Origin of the sequence: Fibrobacter sp. UWB13 (assembly GCF_900177805.1) — a bacterium.
Classification (GTDB): Bacteria; Fibrobacterota; Fibrobacteria; order Fibrobacterales; family Fibrobacteraceae; genus Fibrobacter.
On the sequence record NZ_FXAX01000003.1, the window covers coordinates 34,380 to 55,591 of the forward strand.

At 49.9% G+C, this 21,212-nt stretch carries 20 protein-coding genes; 8 read left to right on the forward strand and 12 right to left on the reverse strand.

The annotated features are described in order from the left end of the window. Nucleotides 1–20: 20 nt before the first annotated feature. Together B9Y77_RS12670 and B9Y77_RS12675 are read left to right on the forward strand one after the other, a co-directional pair. Nucleotides 21–506 carry an acyl-CoA thioesterase gene (locus tag B9Y77_RS12670; protein ID WP_085491897.1) on the forward strand — a complete coding sequence of 162 codons (486 nt, stop codon included), beginning with the start codon at nt 21–23 and terminating at the stop codon, nt 504–506. Nucleotides 507–642: 136 nt separating this feature from the next. Continuing rightward, nucleotides 643–1,977 carry an MATE family efflux transporter gene (locus B9Y77_RS12675; protein ID WP_085491898.1) on the forward strand — a complete coding sequence of 445 codons (1,335 nt, stop codon included), beginning with the start codon at nt 643–645 and terminating at the stop codon, nt 1,975–1,977. Between the two features lie 55 nt (nt 1,978–2,032). Here B9Y77_RS12675 and B9Y77_RS12680 read toward each other — a convergent pair whose 3' ends face one another. Then, the gene (locus B9Y77_RS12680; RefSeq protein WP_085491899.1) at nt 2,033–2,977 is read right to left on the reverse strand and encodes an Rpn family recombination-promoting nuclease/putative transposase; all 945 of its coding nucleotides are present in this window, start codon (nt 2,975–2,977) and stop codon (nt 2,033–2,035) included. A gap of 382 nt (nt 2,978–3,359) precedes the next feature. Between B9Y77_RS12680 and dnaG the strand changes: the two genes are divergently transcribed. The 4 genes from dnaG to B9Y77_RS12700 all read left to right on the forward strand — a co-directional run bounded on the left by dnaG (nt 3,360) and on the right by B9Y77_RS12700 (nt 8,318). Next, nucleotides 3,360–5,546, forward strand: a complete 2,187-nt coding sequence (gene dnaG / locus B9Y77_RS12685; RefSeq protein ID WP_085491900.1) for a DNA primase — start codon at nt 3,360–3,362, stop codon at nt 5,544–5,546. A gap of 31 nt (nt 5,547–5,577) precedes the next feature. Next, nucleotides 5,578–6,327, forward strand: coding sequence for a Fe-S cluster assembly ATPase SufC (gene sufC / locus B9Y77_RS12690; protein ID WP_085491901.1), 750 nt, complete (start codon nt 5,578–5,580; stop codon nt 6,325–6,327). A gap of 15 nt (nt 6,328–6,342) precedes the next feature. Then, nucleotides 6,343–7,377: a SufB/SufD family protein gene (locus tag B9Y77_RS12695; protein WP_085491902.1), complete on the forward strand. Its 1,035-nt coding sequence runs from the start codon at nt 6,343–6,345 to the stop codon at nt 7,375–7,377. Nucleotides 7,378–7,484: 107 nt separating this feature from the next. Next, complete coding sequence (locus B9Y77_RS12700; protein WP_085491903.1) at nt 7,485–8,318, forward strand: hypothetical protein; 834 nt, start codon at nt 7,485–7,487, stop codon at nt 8,316–8,318. 405 nt (nt 8,319–8,723) lie between these two features. Here the strand turns inward: B9Y77_RS12700 and B9Y77_RS16265 are convergent, their stop codons facing one another. The 3 genes from B9Y77_RS16265 to B9Y77_RS12710 all read right to left on the reverse strand — a co-directional run bounded on the left by B9Y77_RS16265 (nt 8,724) and on the right by B9Y77_RS12710 (nt 12,057). Further along, nucleotides 8,724–8,852: a hypothetical protein gene (locus B9Y77_RS16265; protein ID WP_012820371.1), complete on the reverse strand. Its 129-nt coding sequence runs from the start codon at nt 8,850–8,852 to the stop codon at nt 8,724–8,726. 161 nt (nt 8,853–9,013) lie between these two features. Continuing rightward, entirely contained in the window at nt 9,014–10,918 is a 1,905-nt protein-coding gene (locus B9Y77_RS12705; protein WP_085491904.1) for a SulP family inorganic anion transporter, read from the reverse strand. Between the two features lie 209 nt (nt 10,919–11,127). Then, complete coding sequence (locus tag B9Y77_RS12710) at nt 11,128–12,057, reverse strand: Rpn family recombination-promoting nuclease/putative transposase (protein WP_073425056.1); 930 nt, start codon at nt 12,055–12,057, stop codon at nt 11,128–11,130. A 193-nt stretch (nt 12,058–12,250) separates the two neighbouring features. Between B9Y77_RS12710 and B9Y77_RS12715 the strand changes: the two genes are divergently transcribed. Continuing rightward, complete coding sequence (locus tag B9Y77_RS12715; protein WP_085491905.1) at nt 12,251–12,889, forward strand: hypothetical protein; 639 nt, start codon at nt 12,251–12,253, stop codon at nt 12,887–12,889. A gap of 68 nt (nt 12,890–12,957) precedes the next feature. Here B9Y77_RS12715 and B9Y77_RS12720 read toward each other — a convergent pair whose 3' ends face one another. The 3 genes from B9Y77_RS12720 to B9Y77_RS12730 all read right to left on the reverse strand — a co-directional run bounded on the left by B9Y77_RS12720 (nt 12,958) and on the right by B9Y77_RS12730 (nt 14,450). Next, nucleotides 12,958–13,299 carry a hypothetical protein gene (locus tag B9Y77_RS12720; RefSeq protein ID WP_085491906.1) on the reverse strand — a complete coding sequence of 114 codons (342 nt, stop codon included), beginning with the start codon at nt 13,297–13,299 and terminating at the stop codon, nt 12,958–12,960. A gap of 2 nt (nt 13,300–13,301) precedes the next feature. After that, the gene (locus B9Y77_RS12725; RefSeq protein WP_254900031.1) at nt 13,302–13,769 is read right to left on the reverse strand and encodes a hypothetical protein; all 468 of its coding nucleotides are present in this window, start codon (nt 13,767–13,769) and stop codon (nt 13,302–13,304) included. A gap of 132 nt (nt 13,770–13,901) precedes the next feature. Continuing rightward, the gene (locus tag B9Y77_RS12730) at nt 13,902–14,450 is read right to left on the reverse strand and encodes a sulfurtransferase TusA family protein (protein ID WP_085491907.1); all 549 of its coding nucleotides are present in this window, start codon (nt 14,448–14,450) and stop codon (nt 13,902–13,904) included. A gap of 154 nt (nt 14,451–14,604) precedes the next feature. On the opposite strand from B9Y77_RS12730, the gene B9Y77_RS12735 reads away from it, so the two are divergent. After that, nucleotides 14,605–16,158 (forward strand): glycosyltransferase, encoded by a 1,554-nt coding sequence (locus B9Y77_RS12735; protein ID WP_073425061.1) that lies wholly within the window; start codon nt 14,605–14,607, stop codon nt 16,156–16,158. Nucleotides 16,159–16,288: 130 nt separating this feature from the next. On the opposite strand, the gene B9Y77_RS12740 is transcribed toward B9Y77_RS12735, so the two are convergent. From B9Y77_RS12740 to B9Y77_RS12760, 5 genes are all read right to left on the reverse strand, one after another. Then, nucleotides 16,289–16,567, reverse strand: a complete 279-nt coding sequence (locus B9Y77_RS12740; RefSeq protein ID WP_073425062.1) for a type II secretion system protein — start codon at nt 16,565–16,567, stop codon at nt 16,289–16,291. Nucleotides 16,568–16,592: 25 nt separating this feature from the next. After that, complete coding sequence (locus tag B9Y77_RS12745; protein WP_073425063.1) at nt 16,593–16,895, reverse strand: prepilin-type N-terminal cleavage/methylation domain-containing protein; 303 nt, start codon at nt 16,893–16,895, stop codon at nt 16,593–16,595. After that, complete coding sequence (locus tag B9Y77_RS12750; protein WP_073425064.1) at nt 16,895–17,827, reverse strand: DUF4097 family beta strand repeat-containing protein; 933 nt, start codon at nt 17,825–17,827, stop codon at nt 16,895–16,897. Before B9Y77_RS12750 ends, B9Y77_RS12745 begins: the two co-directional genes overlap by 1 nt. Further along, on the reverse strand, nt 17,808–19,052 hold the full coding sequence (locus B9Y77_RS12755; protein ID WP_254900032.1) for a hypothetical protein: 1,245 nt from the start codon (nt 19,050–19,052) through the stop codon (nt 17,808–17,810). Before B9Y77_RS12755 ends, B9Y77_RS12750 begins: the two co-directional genes overlap by 20 nt. Before the next feature lie 100 nt (nt 19,053–19,152). After that, nucleotides 19,153–20,949 (reverse strand): type II secretion system protein GspD, encoded by a 1,797-nt coding sequence (locus tag B9Y77_RS12760; protein ID WP_085491909.1) that lies wholly within the window; start codon nt 20,947–20,949, stop codon nt 19,153–19,155. Between the last annotated feature and the right edge of the window lie 263 nt (nt 20,950–21,212).

The following is a 21,212-nucleotide window of genomic DNA, read 5'->3' on the forward strand; positions in this document are numbered from 1 at the left end:
ACAATATTTATTTTTCAGATATGGAAAACGCAAAGACAGTCAAGCAATCTCAAGTCGAAACCCGCGACATCGTTCACCCCTCCGACGTCAACGCCTACAATTTTGTATTCGGCGGACACCTGACATCACTTCTCGACAAGGCAGCCTGCATTGCCGCCTGCACCCATTCCAGACGCAAAGTCACAACGGTCTCGATCGACAACGTGCGTTTTTTCAAGCCAGCCACAGTCGGAACCATTCTCACAATCAAGGCATCCGTCAACCGCGCCTTCAACACCTCCATGGAAATCGGAGTGAAGGTCTTGGGAATCGACCCGCAAGTATCCTGGCAGCCCCAAGTCATCTGCCACGCTTATATGACATTTGTCGCCTTGGACGAAAACGGAAGACCGACCCCGATACCCTCGATTATTCCCGAAACTGAAGACGAAATCCGCCGCTACGAAGAAGCCGGCATCCGCCGTGAAGCCAAGAAAAAACTGGCAACGGCCCTAGAAAACAAATAAACTCTCTCGTCCCGGAACAAGTCCGGGATGACAAAAGAATTTTATTCTCTCGTCTAAAAAACACTGGATACACTTGAAAACATTTTCATCAAAAAGGCCCTTTGACGGGGCCTTTGTTGTTTCTAGATTTTTACACATGAAACAGATCGACGTCAAAGACCGTTCGCTCATCAGCCTTTCGTGGCCGCTAATCCTCACATTTGCCGTGAGCATGATCCAGCCCATGATGGACAGCTGGTTTTTGTCGCGCACTTCCGAAACCGCAGCCGCTGGCGTCGGCGCCATGCTCCCGATTCTCGGGGCGCTTTTTACAGCGCTCCACGCATTTTCGCAATCGGGCGCAAGCATCGTTTCACAGTACATTGGCGCCAAGCAGAACAGCCACGCAAGCAGCACACAGACAATGGTCCTGTTCGGGAGCATCCTTCTCGGCATCGCGCTCACGCTCATCATTTATCCGCTTTCCGGGAACATTCCGCAATGGATGGGACTCACCGAAGCCCCCGCCGCATACGCCACGCAATTTTTGAGCGTCGTTTCGTTCGGGTTTGCCTTCCGCGCTCTGCAAACCATTTTGACCGCCCTCATCGCGACCCACGGCCTTACCATTTGGAACTTTGTCGGCAACACTCTCACGATTGCCACAAACGCAGCCTTGAACGTCGTATTCCTCGAAGGATATTTCGGACTCCCTAAAATGGGCGTTCACGGCGTCGCCCTCGCAACCGCACTTTCCTGGCTCATTTCTTCGGGAATCCTGTGGCTTGTGCTCAAATTCAAAGTGCACCACCACAGCAAAATTCGCGACTGGAAACGCACCCGCGTTCTTTTGCCCGACTGGATCCGCATCGGCCTCCCCGCCGCCGCAGAACCCATCAGCTTCCAGCTATTCCAAGTGTTCATTACCGCGATGGTCGTCTACATCGGCACAACAGCAATGACCGCCCGCGTGTTCGCCGGTAACTTCGCCGCATTGTCCGTCATTCTCGGAGTCGGCCTCGGCAGCGGCAACCAGATTCTCGTAGCGCACCTCGTCGGTGCTCATGACTACACCAAAGCAAACCGCCGCGTTCACCAAACTCTCGCCGTGGGCATCATCAGCGGATTCTTGCTATCCGTCGCAGTAGCACTCCTCGGCGAACACCTGCTCAGGCTCTACACCGACAATCCAGAAGTTCTCCGCCTCGGGAAAATATGCCTCTGGTGCGATGTCGCCGTGCAACCGTTCAAAGCAGTGAACTTTATCGTCACCACATCGCTCCGTGCCGCTGGCGATTCCAAATTCCCGGCACTCGTGGGTAGCGGCATGATGTGGACGCTCGGCCTTGCCACCTCGCTTATCCTTGCATTTGTCGTTGGGCTTGGGCTCCCCGGCCTTTGGCTTGGTATGGCTGCAGACGAATTCTACCGTTCGTTCGCAAACATTTGGCGCTGGAAGAGCGGCCGCTGGAAAAGCAAGGCGGTGGTTTAGAAAGCAAAAAGTCCGGCATGAAAGCCGGACTTTTTAACTAAAGAGCTTCAGCAATTTACGATTGGCCGAGAGAAGCCTTAATGGCAAGAACATCTGCTTCAGAAAGCTCAGTAAAATCGATAATTTTATCAATAGGTTCATTTTTCAACAGCATTTTTTCTGCAATTTTGCGCGCTTTTAGAATGCCTCCCTGACGCAAGCCGCTATCAACAGCCGCTTTATGAATTGCGTATTCATCCCACTTGGCTTTCTGTGCTTCGTCAATCATCTTCTGTTCCTCTTTCGATAATTTAGCCAATTTCGCCGTCGAAAACAAGAGTTCGAACACCGTGTTCACATACTGCTTAGGCATCTGCGTCATGTTTTTCATGTTCTTGAGAGCGTAAAGTCCCTTGTCAAGCGTCGTTTCTAGTTCGTCCAAAGGCTTGTTGAACTTAGGAAGTTCTACAAACGCAAAATTGAGAGCATCGCTGATGCTAGCGCCGTTGACTTCGCGAAGTTTTGCCCGACGGATGTAGCGGTCGTCGGCAAACACATTGAATTCCATGAACACTACCGTAACGACAGGGCTCAATTCGTAATTGTACTTTTTGCCGCGTTGCCCCTGAGCAATGATTGTCTGCGAGGCGTAATAAATCGAGCGATTGACTATGTTTTCCTGAAAAAGAATCTGAACCTCGATGATGAACCTACGCTGTGCCGAATCGATGCAATGCAAGTCGAAAACGGAAGTCCGATTTTCGTTCGAACCGTCACTGTATTCCTTGTTTCGGGACTGCACATCAACAATCGGAGATGCTATTTCGCCTTCAAGTACGGCGTTCAAAAGCGCAATCAAACAGACCTTATTCTGCGTGTCAGGATTGAACGCCTTCTTGAAAGTTCTGTCGAGAAGAAGATCCGCGAAGACGCCAGCCCCTTTGAATTCTTCGAAAGTCTTAGCTTCGCCAATCATTTCACCATGGTTATTTTTTATTTCGACCACAATATTATTTTCCATATTTTTCCAGTGTTAAAACACCCGATAATGTCGGGTTCATAGACAGAAAACCGCTCCCTGTCCATTACATTAACACGCTTTTTTGGAAAAAATATTTCACTAATTTTTTGACTTGAAATGAAATTTTACAATTGCCACTGAGATAAGCAATAAGTCCAACAAGAATACCAAACAATTTTCCTATTAGCCAACAACAATCAACTAGAACCATTATTCAAGTACAAATTAAATTTACTTAAATAAAATCTTAATAGACAAAAACTATAAATGGCAATATAATAAGAAAATTTCCACATCAGCAAGCGATTTCAAAAACCAAAGCAAAGCGCACCAAAGGCATGTAGCGACGTTTCCGCGCCCCAAAAATTTCTACATTTGGCGCATGCCTTTCTACTCCGACGAAATCATCCAAGAACTCAAGAACCAGGCGGATATCGCGCTGGTCATTCAGCAGTTCTTGCCGCTCAAAAAAAGCGGGGTCAACAAATACGTCGGCGTGTGCCCATTCCACGATGACCACTCCCCATCCATGTCGGTAAATTCCACGCTGGGCATTTACAAGTGCTTTGCATGTGGCGCAGGTGGCGATGTTTTCAAGTTCATCCAAGAACACGAGAAACTCGACTTCAAGGGCGCTGTAGAATGGGTCGCAAACTTTGTGGGTTTTGCACTTCCGAACCTCGGCAACAACGTCAATACCGAAGTGCTCGAAGAACGCACGATGGTCCGCAAGTTGAACGAGCTTGCCTGCGAATGGTTCGAGCAACAGCTCACGTTAAGCCCCAAGGCGTTGGAGTATTTGAACAAGCGTCATGTTTCGCCTGAGACGCGCAAACAGTTCCACATCGGCTACGCCCCAACAGGGCGAGAAGGCTTAATTGGCTACGCCGCACGCAACGGTTTTTCGCCACGCGATTGCGTCAAGGCAGGGCTAGCCGTTGAAAAAGAAAACGGCGGTATCGCAGACAAGTTCCGCGACCGCTTGATGATTGCCATCCAGAACCTTTCGGGAGTCGTTGTCGCATTTGGCGGTCGAGACCTGAGCGACCCCGCATCGCATAACGGAATAAAGCTAGCCAAGTACATGAACAGCCCGGAAACCGCCCTTTACAGCAAGCGCGATATTCTCTTCGGGTTGAATCACAGCCGAAACGCCATCATGAAGGAAAATGCGGTCATCATTGTCGAAGGATATTTTGACCTCATCAGCCTTTACCAAAGCGGCGTGCAAAACGTCGTAGCCGCCTCGGGTACGGCGCTGACCGAAAATCACGCAAGCATTCTCGCCCGCTATGCGAAAACGGCTTACCTTGTTTTTGACGGAGATGCCGCCGGGCAAAATGCCACGCGCCGCAGTCTCGAAATTGTGCTCCCCAAGGGCCTTTCGCCAAAAGTCTTTGCGCTTTCGCGACCGGACGGCACCAAAATTGACCCGGACAACTTTGTAAACGAGCAAGGCCCGGACGCCTTCAGAAGAGCGCTCCGCACCGCCGAAGACTGGCTCAGCTATCTCGGACGAACCATGCCGAACAACAGTCCCGAAGACCGAGCCGCATTCATCACGCAAGCAAAGACGCTTATCAAGAGCATCGAGAATCCGGAGCTCCGCAACCAGTATTTGAAGCTTGTTTCAGAGCGTTACAGCACAACGCGTTCCCTCGCAGGCATCAAGGTGGCACACCCGAAACGCGAAAAAGCACCCACCGCCGAACAGCCCGCAGCACCGCAAGTAAGCGTCCCGTGGGAACTTTTGTCGCCGATTGAAGTGCGCTTTGCAAACCTTCTTTACCGCAACCCCACCCTTCTCGACCGCGCTGCAGAATATTTCGACATGGACTTTGCCGCAAGCGGAATCCAAATTTTTGATTCTCCGCTCATCGATGAATTTATCCAGTCCATTCTCGCGCAATATGCAGAAACGGGCACATTCTCGCCGAGAACATTGTACGAATCGCTTTCGCCGCAGTTGCAGCTTTTCTTGGAGCAACTCCCCGACGAGACGTGGAAAACGCCGAACGAGATTCTGGAATTTTACGACACGGTTGCCGTGCTCACACTCAATCTGTGCGACCGCTATAAAAAGCTCATTCCGCTCGACTCCGAAGCGGGCATGCGTCTCCGTATGCAGTTGAACAAGTTCACGCAGGGCATCCAGACGATTTCCAAGAAGCGCAAGATTTCGGCCATTACGCCGGACGTTTTCGCCGAGCAGATAATTCAGAGCAAAGCTCCGCTCATTGACCTTTATACGTCAATTAAAGATTTGTCGTCGGGCGTTGCGCAATCCACTACCGCGCAGTTCAACAACACGCAGTTTGCAATCCCGCAAGCCACGACCGCAGCACAACCAAGTTCGCCGCAGTTTAACAACGCACAGCCGGCGCAGTTCGCACAACCCGAAATGCCCCCGGAGATGGAAGCCCCGCCTCCATTCGATAATGGCGAGCAATTCGCATCGAGCGAACCTCCCGAAGAAGCACCTTACGATCCGAACGAAGAGCCTTACGTCCCTGATGATGAGCCCTACGTTCCCGACGATGACTTTGGAGCCATGGACGATTTCGGCTAAGCCCACAAGATTTTAAAATTAAAGAGGAAATATGTTATCCATCAAGAACCTTAAAGCAAGTATCGAAGACGGCACCCAAATCCTGAAAGGGATCAATCTCGAGGTCAAGCCGGGAGAAGTCCACGCCATCATGGGCCCGAACGGCTCCGGCAAAAGCACACTTTCCAAAGTGATTGCAGGGCACCCCGCTTACCGCGTGGACGGCGGTTCCGTAGAACTGGACGGCAAGAACTTGCTCGAAATGGAAATCAACGAACGCGCCAACTCCGGTCTCTTCATCAGCACGCAGTACCCGACCGAAATTCCGGGCGTGAACAACGTCGAATTTTTGAAGATGGCGCTCAACAGCAAGCGAGCCTTCCTCGGCCAGCCCGAAATGAGCGACGAAGATTTCAAGAAGCTCTGCGAAGAAAAGATGAACTTGCTCGAAATGGACGAACGCTATCGTGAACGTGGCGTGAACGACGGCATGAGCGGTGGAGAAAAGAAGCGTAACGAAATCCTCCAGATGGCTATTCTCGACCCGAAGGTGAGCTTCCTCGACGAAACGGACTCCGGCCTCGACATTGACGCCCTCCGCATCGTGGCAAACGGCATCAATCACATCATGTCGCCCGAAAAGGCCGTGATTCTCGTGACGCATTACCAGCGCTTGCTGGACTACATCAAGCCCACTTACGTTCACGTGCTCCGTCACGGCAAAATCATCTTGAGCGGTGGCCCGGAACTCGCCCTCAAGCTCGAAGATCAAGGCTACGACTGGATTGAAGAAGCCAAGTAAAGTCGAGGACGCATAATGAACGCTGAATTTATACAGAACTTGCCCACCGCGGAACAGGCGATAGCACGCCTCCGCGAACTCGGCATGCCCAAGCGCAATAACGAACTTTGGTCGTTCTTCCCGGTTGCCAAAATCCCGACCCCGGAATTCATGGGCACGGATTTTACAGCAGCCCCAATGACTTCCCCGGCAGCAACCCCGGCCAACCAAGAAACCGACTTTGCGGCCCTCCTCCCGATTGCAAACAACGCCCGCCCCATGGTTCGCGAAATCGTGAACGGCGCAGCCGAAATGGCGATGCTCAAGTGCAACAACGACTTCGGTCACACAGTTCTTGACATCGGCAAAGGCGCCAAGGTGAGCCTCGAAATTCTCGACAACAAGGTCACGCACGACATTGTCGCTGAACGTTTCGACATCAACGTTGGCGAAGATGCAGACGTCGAAATTTTCTTTGCAAATCCGGCTTGTGATTTGCCGCTCCGCTTTAGGCATTTCAACATTTCGCAAGCCGCAGGCTCCACCGTTCGATTCTCCAGCATCTGCAAAGATACAGCTATTGGTCGCGTGAGCGTCGAATGCCACCTCAAGGGCGAAGGCGCCAACTTTGATTACCGCAGCCTCCACGTTCTCGAAGGCGAAGCCTCGCAGCACAGCCGCCTCACAATTTACCACGAAGCCCCGCGCACCACAAGCACACAGCTTGCCCGCAACCTGCTTTCGGGTTCTGCACGTGTAAGCTACGACGGAAGCGTTATCGTCGGTTACGACTGCACCGGCGTCAACTCGAGCCAGCTCGTGAATACAATCCTCTTGAGCGAAGATGCTAGCGTCTCCGTAAAGCCCGTCCTCAAGATTTATCACGATGACGTGGAATGCACGCACGGCAACACCGTCGGCGAACTCGATGCGGAACAGATGTTCTACCTCGTGAGCCGCGGCATCCCGAAAAAGGCAGCCCAGGAAATGCTCATGCGCTCGTTCGCACAAGAGACATTCTTGCCGCTCCCCGACAGCCCCGCGAAAAAGCGGCTGATGAGCAGTCTTTAGACGAGAGGGAGATTCCCGCTCGGAGGCGGGAATGACAATACTATAAAAAGGCGGCTTCGGTCGCCTTATTTTATTTATGCAAATAAGATTTTTGTATATTCTTCTATATGAAAAAACTTATCCTTATAATTACTTTGGGAGCACTAAACGCATTCGCTATCGATTGCCTCCGTTCCACCTTTGACATTTTCGCCAAAGAATATCCAGCATCTAGTGAGCCTACAACAGCGATTTACAAGAACTTCTTCGTAGATAGCATTTACCTCCATTATGCGGACACAAGCCATAGCACAGAGTTCGACAACAACAAGTATTACTACACAGACACTCATGTTGACAGCGCCAAGACCTACACCAAAGAACACGGCTCCGACGATTGGGAAATCAAAGTCCTAAGTCCAGAAGAGTTAACTCTTGAAGCCTATGGAGTCAAGACCACCATTACACAAGAGGGCGATTTCAAAAAGGTCCGCCAAGAAGGCAAGGGCAATCCTCCAATCATTGAATACCTGATTTACGAAACAAAAGACTCCGTTTACTACATCGTATCTTATCTTTATGCGAGCGGGAATAAAGATTCCTACGAACACAGAGTTTACATTCGCAACGATACTTTATATACAACAGAAGAAGGACTAGGGGCCTATATCGTTCGTGACTCAGCAAACGAAAGCAAATGCTACGAATATGACTCTTATCCCCAAAAAGAAATTCGCGCCTCTTACGAATACGAAATGAGAAGCGACACGCTTACTGCCACCGAAAAGATTCTCGGAGGTTACCAAAGCACGTTCACCATATTCTTCGTCCCCAGTGAAAAATACTCCACAGCCATTATATCTGGCAAACGTCGCCCAAGGCTGAATCCGGCAAAATCAAAGGACTTCGACCTGCTCGGCCGCCCCGCCAAGAACAAGCACATTTTTATAATCAAGCGCTAAAGAAAAATAATGGATCCCCGACGCTTCGCTTCGAGGATGACAAATTGGGACAAAAAAATCCGTCGGAGAAATCTCCGGCGGATTTTTACATTGCTGTGAGAACTCTCATTACCTTTCATTCCCGAATCGCAGCCTCAGCTGCGACAGAACTCACGAGCAATGTACCCACACACCCCAAACATCCTAAACCAAACACCCTAACGCTTCCCCTTCTTCCAGCGTTGTCAGTGGGCAACCACCGACACCTATAAATGTACCCGATAATTCTGGGTTGCGCTAAAAATATTTTCAAAAGCAAAGTCCAAACAAGAAAGTTCCAAGTCGGAATATTTTTTTAAAGGAGATTCCCGCGCGGTGGCGCGGTATAATAAAAAAATCCCGCGAAAAGCGGGAAATTTAAAGGTTTTACATGATGTTCACAAGGAACAATAGAGCGGAGCCGCTAAAGGCAACCACAAAATTTACGACGAATTCCTCAAAAGCAGTGCGCTTCGGGTCCTCATCCGTGTATTGATTTTCTTCCCAGTATCCCATTCTCATCTCGTAAACCGTAGGATTCTCCTACGAAGCTTAATTTAACTTTTTTTTTCAAAAATCAAAAGACTTTTTTAAAAAATTATTTACGATATTTCAGAAAATTTGAGCAAAGTCACCTAATAAATCCGTACAAAGTTTACGCATTTCGTACGAACTTATTACTTACGTTCTTCAATCTTCTTGATGGGTTCGTCCATCATGCGTTCGGCAATGACTTCCGGAGTTTCTTCAGCCACGGCAGCGTTCGATTCTTCCGGCATCCACGGCTTGTCGAGGCTCTTTTCCCAAGAAACCGTCGGGGCGGCCACAGCCTCGTTCGAAGTGTCAATCACCGGGAGGCCCAAAAGTTCGCGGGCGCGGTTGAGGGCCGCATCAATGTTACCGAGAGCGTTTTCTTCGCCAAGCTGGGCAAGCACACCGGCACGGGTCAAAGCCACCACCGGCTGGGCATGCACGCCACTCAAGAGAAGCTGCGTACCTTCGCTCTTGCAACGCTTGAGCAAGTCTTCAATCATGTTGATACCGGCAGCGTCAATGCTAGAGACGCTACGCATGCGCAAAATCAAGATCTTCGGCTTTTCGGAAATGCGGTTCATCGTTTCCTTGAACTTGTCCACAGCACCAAAGAAGAGCGAACCGGCAAGTTCGTACACAAGCACACCCTTCGGTACCTGGCGGCCGAGAGTATTGCGGGCAGCTTCGTCATCGTCATCCTTCAAGGCAGAAGAAACCGCTTCGACTTCGGCCACATCGCTCATGCGCTTGATGAAGAGCACGGCAGCAAGGAGCACGCCCACTTCGATAGCGACCGTAAGGTCAATAATCACCGTGAGGAAGAAGGCAACAAGCATCACCGTCACGTCGCTCTTCGGAGCCTTGAACATCTTGATCACGCTGCGATAACCGCACATATTGAAAGCAACCTGGAAAAGCACGGCAGCAAGGGCTGCCATCGGGATCATTTCGGCATACTTGCCAAGCACGAGCATAATGAGCAAAAGAACGACGGCGTGAACAAGGCCAGAAATCGGGCTCACGGCACCGTTACGGATGTTCGTTGCGGTACGGGCAATAGCACCCGTTGCCGGGATACCGCCAAAAATCGGGCTCAAGATGTTAGCGACACCCTGACCGAAAAGTTCCGTGTTGGAGCGGTGCTTGGTACTCGTCATACCGTCAGCCACCACAGCAGAAAGGAGCGATTCGATAGCACCGAGCATAGCAATCGTAAGTGCCGGCTGGAACACCTTTTGCATCATTTCGAGGCTGATATTCGGGAGGTGCGGCACCGGGAATCCGCTTGGGATGTGATTCTTCATGCCAATCGTCACCACGCCGTGACCGTTCACCGGATCGTCCCAGCCAAGGACCTTTACCATCACCGTCGCCACAATAATCGCAATGAGGGAACCCGGAACCTTCGTGGTAATCTTCGGCCACAAAATGCAGACCGCGAGAGCGACAACGCCCACAATCACAGAGTAGACGTTCATGGAACCGAAAGAAGAAACGTAAAGCTTGATTTTGCCCACGGCATCAGCCGGATCAGCGCCCGCAAACGTAAGTCCAAAGAAGTTCGGCACCTGACCAAGCGCAATGATAATAGCGATACCCGCCGTAAATCCGACCGTCACCGGATACGGGATGAACTTGATAATCGCGCCGAACTTAGCAAGACCGAAAATGACGAGGAAGATACCGGCCAAGAGCGTTGCCGAAGCAAGGCCATCATAACCGTACTGGCTCACGATGCCGTAAACGATCACGATGAATGCGCCCGTCGGGCCGCCAATCTGGAAGCGGGAACCGCCCAACAGCGAGATGATGAAGCCAGCGATAATGGCGGTGTAAAGGCCCTGTTCCGGACCCACGCCAGAAGCGATAGCAAACGCAATCGCCAACGGGAGAGCCAAAATGCCGACGATCAAGCCCGACATCAAGTCGCTAGTGAAATCCTTGCGAGTGTAGCCGCGCTTGAAGCTACGAACGATTTCCGGGGTGATTGTCGAAACGACGCCTGTCAAATACTGCTTGACGGATTCCTTGGCGTGAATATCAGACATTGAAGGTCTCCATATTAAATTCGAGACCCAAATTTAGGAATTTACCCCAATTTCGTTAAGGGGGGTAAGATTTTTTTATAAAATATATTTTACAGCAGTCCTCGATTTTTTCCGTTTTCCCTCTTTTTCGATAAAAAAACATCCGAGGTCTTTGATTGACCTCGGATTATTTTTACTGTCATTGGCTTTTTTAATGCCTAGAGCATTAATTACTTTTGATCGATTTCCGCTTTAATCGCTAAGACATCAGCTTCAGAAAGCTTTGAAACGCGTACGACCTTTTCTACAGAATCACCTTCAATAAGCAAATCTTTTGCCACTTCGCGAGCCTTTTGATTACGGCCTCGATCAAGGGCGGCCTTGTTGATTGCATATTCATCCCATTTGGCTTTCTGCGCTTCGTCAATCATTTTCTGTTCCTCTTTCGATAATTTAGCCAAAAACGCACTCGAAAACAAGAGCTCAAACGCCGTATTGGCATACAGCTTGGGCATCTGCGTCATGTTTTTCATGTTCTTAAGCGCGTAAAGCCCCCTGTCTAGCGTTGTTTCAAGCTGGTCCAGAGGTTTGTTGAACTTCGGGAGTTCCACAAATGCGAATGAAAGAACTTCGCTAACGCTAGCCCCATTGATTTCACGGAGCTTGGCTCGGCGGATGTAGCGGTCATCGACAAATACGTTGAATTCCATAAAAACTACTGTAACAACCGGCTTCAGCTCGTAATTGTACTTTTGTCCACGCTCGCCCTGCGCAATGACCGTCTGCGATGCGTAATAAATCGCTCGGTTGACAATGTTTTCTTGCATGAGGAGCTGCACTTCGATGATAAAGCGTCGTTGCGCCGAATCGATGCAGTACAAGTCAAAGACTGTTGTCCGGTTTTCGTTCGACCCGTCATTGAATTCCTTGTCACGGGACTGTACATCCACAATTGGCGATGATATTTCTCCTTCAAGCACAGCATTCAAGAGCGCAATCAGACAAACCTTATTCTTGGTATCAGGATTGAAGGCTTTCTTGAAAGTCCTGTCCGTAAGAAGGTCAGCAAAGACACCTGCTCCTTTGTATTCCTCATAAGTTCTAGCCTCGCTAATAGTTTTACCCCAATGGGCTACAGCAATGTTATTATTGTTTTCCATATTTTTCCGTTGTTAAATTCCCGATAATGTCGGGGCATAGACGAAAAATTGCTCCCCGTCCTTTATATTAACACGCTTTTGACGCCCGTTTGGCCCACATTTTTTGTGTAAAATTTTCGCAATTTATTATAATTTACCCAAAACACAAATTGAACATTTTGAACTTTATCTCAATTAAAAATACATTATATGTATGAAAAAAATTTCCTTTATACTCATTCTTATTGCTTTGGGCGAAGCTATGGCTCAGTCCTGCAAAATCAGCAGCACTCCCAAAGGAATGCAGATTCAGAATGAATTGCCTACCGAAAACACAGACATGCCCTCATTCCCTAATTTGGGCAACACCGTAGATATTTCAGGCATTGTCGCTGAAACGAATATTGACCTCAGTACGGATCCAATTTGCATGAAAGCAATTCCCGGTTGCAACGTTACCGTAAAAAACTCTCAAAGTGAATCCGCAAAAACAAGTCGCGGAGCTCGAGCAGTACTACACAATTTTAAAATTCATTCCGAAAAAGAAACCCTTATGTCAAAGGTCGCAGACTCAACATGGATTCTCTACCCAAGCGATCTTGAGTTAAATATCGGTGATACGCTTTACGTCAAAAACTACTCTGCATTATATTACAACGTATGGGACGAAAATACACATTGCGATTACGTACCCAAGCTTTCTGCAGTAGGCGAATACACCGTTATTCAGGGGAATCAGACGCAAACAATTCACCGATTGCGCACCGCAAAAGATTCAAAGTCAAAGACGTTCAATCGAGACGCTAGCGGGCGATTTTCGACAAACAGCAATTGTCATATAATCAAATATTAATGGATACGCCCGCCTTCGCGCGGACATATCCCTTTAAAGTTCAAAGCTCTAATTTCAGCTTGTTTTTACTACAGCAAGCCCTTCTTTGCAGAGCGCATCAGGTTCTTGACTTGCTTTTTGTCCATCGCAGGCACGTTTGCGTCCTCGAAGCGCTTGGAGCGCGGAGCACAATCTTCGCAGAGGTGCTTGACCACGGTCCCAAAACTTGCGGCTCCGTCGGACATGGACATTTCACGGGTGCGGTAAGAGCGCAGCAAGGCTTCCTTGTGGCACTTGTCGCAGATGCCCATCTTGGGGGCGGCAGGTTCGCGGGGAGAATTGCGCTTCTGCTTGTCCTTTTCGGAATCAATGGAGAAAGCACGGCTCATAGCCGCATTTTTACTAGCAAAACGATTGTCAAAAAGACCCATAATTACATCTCCTTTAAATCTTCTACAAGTTTATCCTGCAAATATAGCGCTAAAAGCATGCAGCAAAGCGACGTGGCTGAGCCGTCTTCCATAAAGAGGGAGCGCCCGAATTTGCCGCGTTCCATCTGTTTTTCCTTGAACGTCTCGGCAAATTCAGCAAAATCGAGGAGTGTTACGCGCGGGGCATTCGCCGCACAGACTTCGCGAATCATAGTATTTAAATATTCCACCTCGCTTACCGCAATCGGGAACATTTCCGGGGGAATCGTAAGCAAAAAAAGTCGCGACTGCGTCTTGTTCACGAGTTCGTTCACGAGCGTTTCGTAAAGCGAGGCTATTGAGGCGCCATCGGTACCACCGTGGTTCAGTTCACGCAACCCAAGCCCCATGATAATGCGGCCGGCATTTTTACCAATGACATCGGAAGAAAGACGCGCTTTGATTTGCGATAACGAGACCGCAACAGGCACATTTACGGAAAACTGTATAGGTCGGCTAGGTTCCCGGCACAGCACGGCTTCCACAAAACGGTTTGCTGCTTCGCCCTTTGGCCCAAATAATTCATCGCCTATAACTAATACTCTGTTTTCCACATAAACAATCTATACTTTAGAATCCGATTTGACCACAGAGATTTCCCAATAATTGCCTTTTTTTTCGCGTGAAAGCACTTTATGGCCGTCGGCAATGAGCGATCCGGGCACATTTTCGATCGGGGAACCCTCATCGAGCCAGATTTTGAGCGTTCGGCCTGCCGGATAACCGGACATGACGATTCGCGAACGGACAGAATTGAGGGGGCATTTTACGCCACGGAGGTCCAAAAGGGAGGGAATTTCGCCCTGGAGGGCGGCTGGCAACGGCAAAATTTTCACTTTTTCGCAGAAATCGGCGATTTCGTCGGTGTATTTTTCGGGATTTTCAGCCCATTCCCCCACCGGAAACTCCGAAAGTCCGCAACATACTATTTTAGATAGAGCCTCTTCGGGGGTAAGGAGTGCCGATGTTCCGCGACGGATCCATTCCACACACGCATACATTAACAATTTACGTAAAGATTCTGTAAAACCTGCGGTTTCGCGGTTCGCATCTATCCAGCGAGCGATTGGAGATGTTAAATTTTTCTTGCGTTCATCTGCCATTTTTTGCATATTTCGCCATTGTAAAAAAGTCTAATCATACCTATGTAAAAATACACTTTCCAAAGCAAAAAATGGGCCAAAATTCCTGAAAAATGTAGCAAAGGTCACATTGCGTTTCTATATTTGGCCCCAAGCATTCAATAAATGCAAAGGTTACAGTAGAATGAGTACTATACTACTATACGCAATGTTCGTCGTCTACGTTATCGCAGGCGTGGGATTGGTGATTTACGGGTTCAGTTGCTACTATAGCATCTACCTGTTCCTCAAGAACAGCCGCAAGACGCGACTTTCAGACCGCAAAGCGATCTTGAAGTACTACCGTGAACATTCGCTCGCAGACCTCCCGCAGGTCACGACCCAGCTCCCGGTTTTTAACGAAGCCAACTGCGTTGAACGTCTCCTCGAAGCCGTCTGCGCCATCGACTACCCCAAGGACAAGCACGAAATCCAGGTCTTGGACGACTCCACGGACGAGTGCTACGAAGTTACCAAGAAGAAAGTTGCTGAACTCGCCGCCCGCGGTTATGACATCAAGCTCATCCACCGCACGAACCGCAAGGACTTCAAGGCTGGCGCTCTCAAGGAAGGCATGGCAGTCGCAAAGGGTGAATTCCTCGCCATCTTCGATGCCGACTTCGTTCCTGAAAAAGACTTCCTCCTGAAGACCGTTCCGTACTTGGTCATGGATCCGCAGGTCGGCCTTGTCCAAGGTCGCTGGGGTCACTTGAACCGCACCGAATCCGGTCTTACGCTCGCCCAGTCTATCGGTATCGACGGCCACTTCGTGGTGGAACAGTCCGCACGTAGCTGGGGCAAACTCTTTATGAACTTCAACGGTACCGCCGGTGTCTGGCGCAAGGACGCTATTTACGGTGGTGGCGGCTGGGAAGGCGATACGCTGACCGAAGACATGGACCTTTCTTACCGTTCCCAGCTTGCTGGTTGGAAGATGAAGTTTGTGTTCGACGTGATTGTTCCGGCTGAACTCCCGAACGACATCAACGCTTTCAAGGCTCAGCAGTTCCGTTGGGCAAAGGGTTCCATCCAGACCGCTATCAAGATTTTGCCGAAGGTTTTGCGCTCCAAGGTTCCGCTCCGCGTGAAGATTGGCGCCATCCTCCACACGACGCACTACTCGATCCACCCCTGCATGTTGTTCACAGCACTCTGCGCTTGGCCGTTGCTCGCGTTCTTTGAACCGGTCGGACACCTCCCCACTTGGGCATACACGGTTGGTTTCGCATTCATCTTCCTCGCCGCAATCGCGCCTTCTGTTCTTTACTTTGTCGCCCAGCGTTGCTCCGGCTACACCGGTTGGAAGATCCGCTTGCTCTCGCTCCCCATCTTGATGGCCCTCGGCGTTGGCATCGCAGTCAGCAACTCCCGCGCAGTGTTCGCCGCAGTTCTCGGTACAAAGGGCAGCTTCGTTCGTACCCCGAAGAACGGTGGCGCCAAGAAGAAGGCCAAGAGCCATTACGCACAAAAGTTCCCGTGGATGGCACTTATCGAACTCCTCGTCGGCGTCTACTGCATTTTCGGTTTGCTCGAATACATCAACGCCAGCAAGTACATCATCGGACCGTTCCTTGCCCTTTATGCAATCGGATTCCTCTCGGTGAGCGTGCTTAGCTTTATGCATTACATCAGCAACATTTTCGAAGTTCGCAAGGCCATTAAGTGCTCCGAATGCGTCGAAGAACAGGCAACGAACTAAACTATAGTTTACGCAAGATGCGACGGGAAGTCGCAGACAGCAAGACTAGATGTTAAGGTGATTCAAGAGGCCCCGCAAGCGCGGGGCTTTTTTCGTTGCTTTAGTTGTTGGTCATTAGTCACTGTTATTTCTAGAATCGCGCGCGAATGGCACCACGGAATGCTCGAGATTCGTCCGAGGGGGTATCGCAAGGCGGGAGGCCACGCACAAAGCGGGTGCGGCAACGGAGTTCTTGAGCTTTCCCGGTCGCAAAGTGGACATAGTTGTCCGAAATTGCAACAACGCCATGATGGAACATCGAATAGACGTTCAACGAGACGGTTGTAAGGATCGCGGCCACAGTCATGGCGATAAGCATTTCCAAGAGAGTAAAGCCGTGACGAGAAGTTTTAGGCTCAGCTAGATTCATTCGCAAAGAAAAACGCCTCCGATTCTCATCGACAACGCACGAGGCGTTTGAGAGAATAATGTTCACTCGCAACAACAGCCCACGCCAAATGCGGACTGCCAGGAACACGAGTGAGGCGGACCGACAGAGAGTCCGCGCAATCCGGACGCGCCGCAACCAACGATTCCATTGTTTCTAGCACATCATAGAACTCATCCAAGCGCATCCGCTCGTCAGCCACTTCGCGATTGAAGAAGTTCCAACCGCCAAGGAGCGCCGTTGTTCCAACAAGAAAAACGGCCAACGCCACGCAAACTTCGGGCAAAGTAAAGCCATGACGAGAGTGCATCACAAGCGCCTCCGGGAAAATACGAGATTGCGAGAGTCCATACAAAATGGCAAAAGCGCCTGAGTTGAATCGAGAAGCTTTGCCGAAGAATCTCGCTCAACAGTTCCGGACGGAGCCACCGCCAAGCCCTCGAATGCAGACTTTTCAAGGAGCGACAATCGATTATTGCGGTAACCTACCGCAAGCGCCACACTCGGAAATTTCATTTGTGCACGGTCAGAAATTTCAACATTCTGTTTTGAGAGGAGCGCCCCCGCAAGCGAAACATTCCCTGAAACAGTCACGCCAGCAATCCCAAAGATTTCAGCAAAGTCAGCGGCTACATTTCCTTGAACGCTCACAGAACCGGTTGCATAAATTCGAAGTGTATCAAAGTGAACATTCCCGCGAATCTTGACATCGCCCTCGACATTTGCCATAAAAGAACGAACTGAAAAATCACCGAGGTCGAGCGTCAAATCGCCAGCGCTCACGTTTATCGCCATCGAGCGTTCCGCAGAAAGCCCATCCGAAGAATCCAGCTTAAAAAAGCGACGATTCCCCGACAAGTTTTTCAAGCCATCCGAATGCAAAATGCGTTCATGCAAATTCTGCTCCAGCACCACGGCGCAACGCACCCATTCCGAAGTCGAGAATCGCCCGTATTCACTCCCCAGCATGAACTGGAATTTATCGCGAACACTCCATTCGGTCCATGGCCCAAGAATCCGAGATCCGACAATCGGAAGCTCCGCAAAATAGCCGTCCGGAAAGCCATTCAGTTTCGCGAGCACCGCAGATTCCGCGAAATACATTTCCTGAGTTTCTTTTGCAACAAGCGATACGCTTCGGCGAAGCGCCCCCGGCATGCGAAGCATGGCTGTCACGAGAATAGAAAGCACAAGCAGCAGTCCCAACACAAGCGGAAGAACGTTACCGCGTTTTGACCGCATAACGAACCTCCTTGCGACCACAACGCATCACAACATCGTTCATTCCAATTCGCTTCACGCGGTATCGAGAAAGCGAATCACCGACTGAGAGCGTTTTCGTTTCACCTGCGGATGTTTTCACAAGCGCCACTCGCCCGCCCACAATTCCAAGCAAACTGAATTCCGACGAATCACAGGTTCCTCGTGAAGTTCGCCAACTTCTAGATGCGACACCGTCCACAAAACCCGCACGTCCGAGAGTCCATTTTGCAGGGAGCAAATCGCGATGCCCTTCCGCCCACGCAAGCATTTCCAAATCGCGAGCGGCAGGCTGACTTAATTCAACTGGCGCAGCATCAACAATTAAATCAAACAGTTCATTGTCAAAAAACTTTGCATATAACAAATTCAAAGAACCGCCGCACATTGCAAAAACACACGCACAACAAACAAACAAAGCTACGGCACTCATTATCCAACGCCTACGTTCGCAAGGTTTCATTGAATCGCACTCGTCTAAATCCTTGCCACACCAAAATGGATCGCGTGCAGCCACTTGAAAGAGATCTTTCACATGCAGCGATTCCTCGACAGTCCCAACTTTCACACAGCAAACAACAAACTCCCCCACGTCATTCATTTTCGCAAACAGTTCATCGGCTTTCAAGAATTCCTTAAAGTGCGCCACCCGCTCACGGCAAGCATCATCAAACGTTTCTCCGTAGCCGTATTCTTCTGACCAATGGCATAAACGGCCTTCCATAAAAACGAGAATGTACAGGCAATGTTCCCAAAGCGCGACAAACAACAAATTTCCATTATCCGCAACCTCCGCGCAGTCATTATTGAGCTCAGCACATTCACCGTCACACTCCGTGCACGCTTCATCACACTTCAAGCAATTCTCACCATCCCATTCGCCTCGCAATATTTTATCAGCGATTGCATACAACGCGATTTGTTTTGGCAAGCAACGGTCAAACGTTTTTCGGTAATTTTCCAAAGGTTCTTCCGCCACAGCCACGAGATAGCGATGCTTGCGTCCATCCGATGCATTGAACGAAACTAGCGGCCAAAAGAAAACCGCGCACTCGCCATCTGCAAAACCGGCATTAAATACATCTCTAAAATCTTCGTCAAATCGCTTGCGCAATTCCGTTTCCGTGAGAGTCCCGTCAAAAGACGTCGTTACCTCCCACGTCATCATCCGAGCTGCAACTGGCGTGATTCTTTTTTTCCAAAACAAAAATTTACCCTCCATTTTTTTATTTCGTTTACTAGACTTCACTGGGTCCTTCGACTTCGAACCTGCGGTTCTTCGCTCAGGATGACGAAGAAAAAAACATTTATCGTTTAACTTCAACTGTTGGCGTAATGAAAATCGCGAGTTCACTTTCGTCCTCTTCTTCGGAGGTGTAACTGAATAACCGCCCAAGAATCGGAATACTCCCCAAGAACGGCACCGCCGAACGCACCTCCGTCTTGTTCTTGCGAATGAGCCCGCCCAAGCACAAAGTTTCGCCATCACGCAACACCACAGTTGTCTTCATGTTCCGGGAACTGATGTCTCGCGGCCCATCGCCAGTGCTCCTGCCCGCCGTCTTGATTTCCGGCGACACAGACAACGTTATCAAACCATCTTGCGTCATCGTAGGCGTGAGTTCCAGCGAAATACCATCGTTAAACGAGCGGTAATCCGTAATCGGGTACCCATCTGCAGAAACTTGACTGACAAGATAATAGACCGTATTCGTCACGTTGAGTTCCGCCTTATTGCCGTTCAGTGTTGTCACACGCGGGCGCGCAAGAACCTTCGCCTCATTATTCTCTTCCATCGACGAAAGCTCCAGCTCAAAGCGGTCCGGCAAAATCCCGATTTTTCCGAAAGCTCCCGATTTAGAAATATCCTTGCCCAAGAAATCAAAGAATCCGCGTACCTGAATATCGCGCTCTCCCACATTTCGCGTTGCCCCACTCCGCACACCAATCGCAAAACCACGTCCCTTGCGAAACTCCACAATCACACACGCAAGCGTCACCTGCATTTGGGGCACATCGACCATTTTCAAGAGCTCCGCAGCACGCGCAATCGCTCGCGGCGAACCTCCAAGCACCAGTGAATTCTGCTCGCGATATTCCGAAACATTCAGTTCCGATCCTTTCATAAACTTCGAAAGCAGCGCCATAGCCTTCTCAGGCGACACATGCTTTAGCGGGAATACCTGTACATCGGCAAGCGCTTTCGCCCCTTCTTCCGAGACCCAAAGCGACGACGAATCTAGCCGAAACGTGAACGCACTTCCGCGAAAAAGTGACGCTAAAAGTTCCGGCAACGAAACATCCTTGAACGACATCTGCACGGTTTCATTCAAGTCGCCATAAACCGCCAAATTGAGCCCCGCTTCTTCAGCAATTGCCTTAAGCACCGATTTGAGCGAAGCCGACTGCAAATCCACCGAATAAAGGTCTCCCGCACGTTCCACAGAAACTTCCGCGCCATCCGGCGAACCGTTCAGAGCTTTCCCGCCGATCCCCGCTTTTGCACGAGAAACCCGCAAACACCCGCGCTCCCCGCGTACCTTAAACCCGTTAGATTCCATCAGCACGCGAAACGCCATTTCCGGAACCATTCCCCTCAGATTCCCACTCACCACACCATCCACGTTGTAATCCGCAAGCACATTCACGCCCGTGTTCAGCCCAAATTCCTTCACGAACTCGCGCACGTTCATGTTTTTGACATCAACGACTACACCTGAATCCGAGAGCGCAATCGAACCATTTTGCACACGCGATCGTCGAATATGGTACACACGCCCCTCCAGCACCACATCTAGCCCATGCGCAGCGCAAAGCGAAGTCAGCCCTTCGAAAAGGCTAACCCCCTCCAAGTGAAACGTCACGCGCACATCGCCCGCATCATCCGTCAAAATGGAAGTCCCATACGCAAGCGAAAGCGTCCGTGCCACCTCCGAGAGCGCGACATCCGCAAAATCAAGCGTAACCGCCCCCGATGAAGTCCGAGCAGACCTCAAGAACGTTTTCGGCGTACTAACAGAACGCGCAACCGAAGACGAAGCGCCCGCCAGCGACGAAGACAACAACAATATCAAAAGGAAAATTCCCAAGATCCTTAGAAGCATACGATTCTCCTAAAATGCGCATGCCCGCTTTTTCAATGCGAACGCTCTTTGGCGCTACAATTGCGGCCCCTGCCCGGGATAATATTAAGGATCTAAGAAACGATATAATAAGTTGCGAAGTCAATGTACAAAATTGCGAACGCAAAAGCAAGGCGGAGGCCTTTAGTCATTGGTCATTAGTTATTGGTTTATAATCTAAGAACCATTGACCAAAAACCAACAACCAAATAAATTTTCGGAACTTTTATCCCCACTGAGGCGAA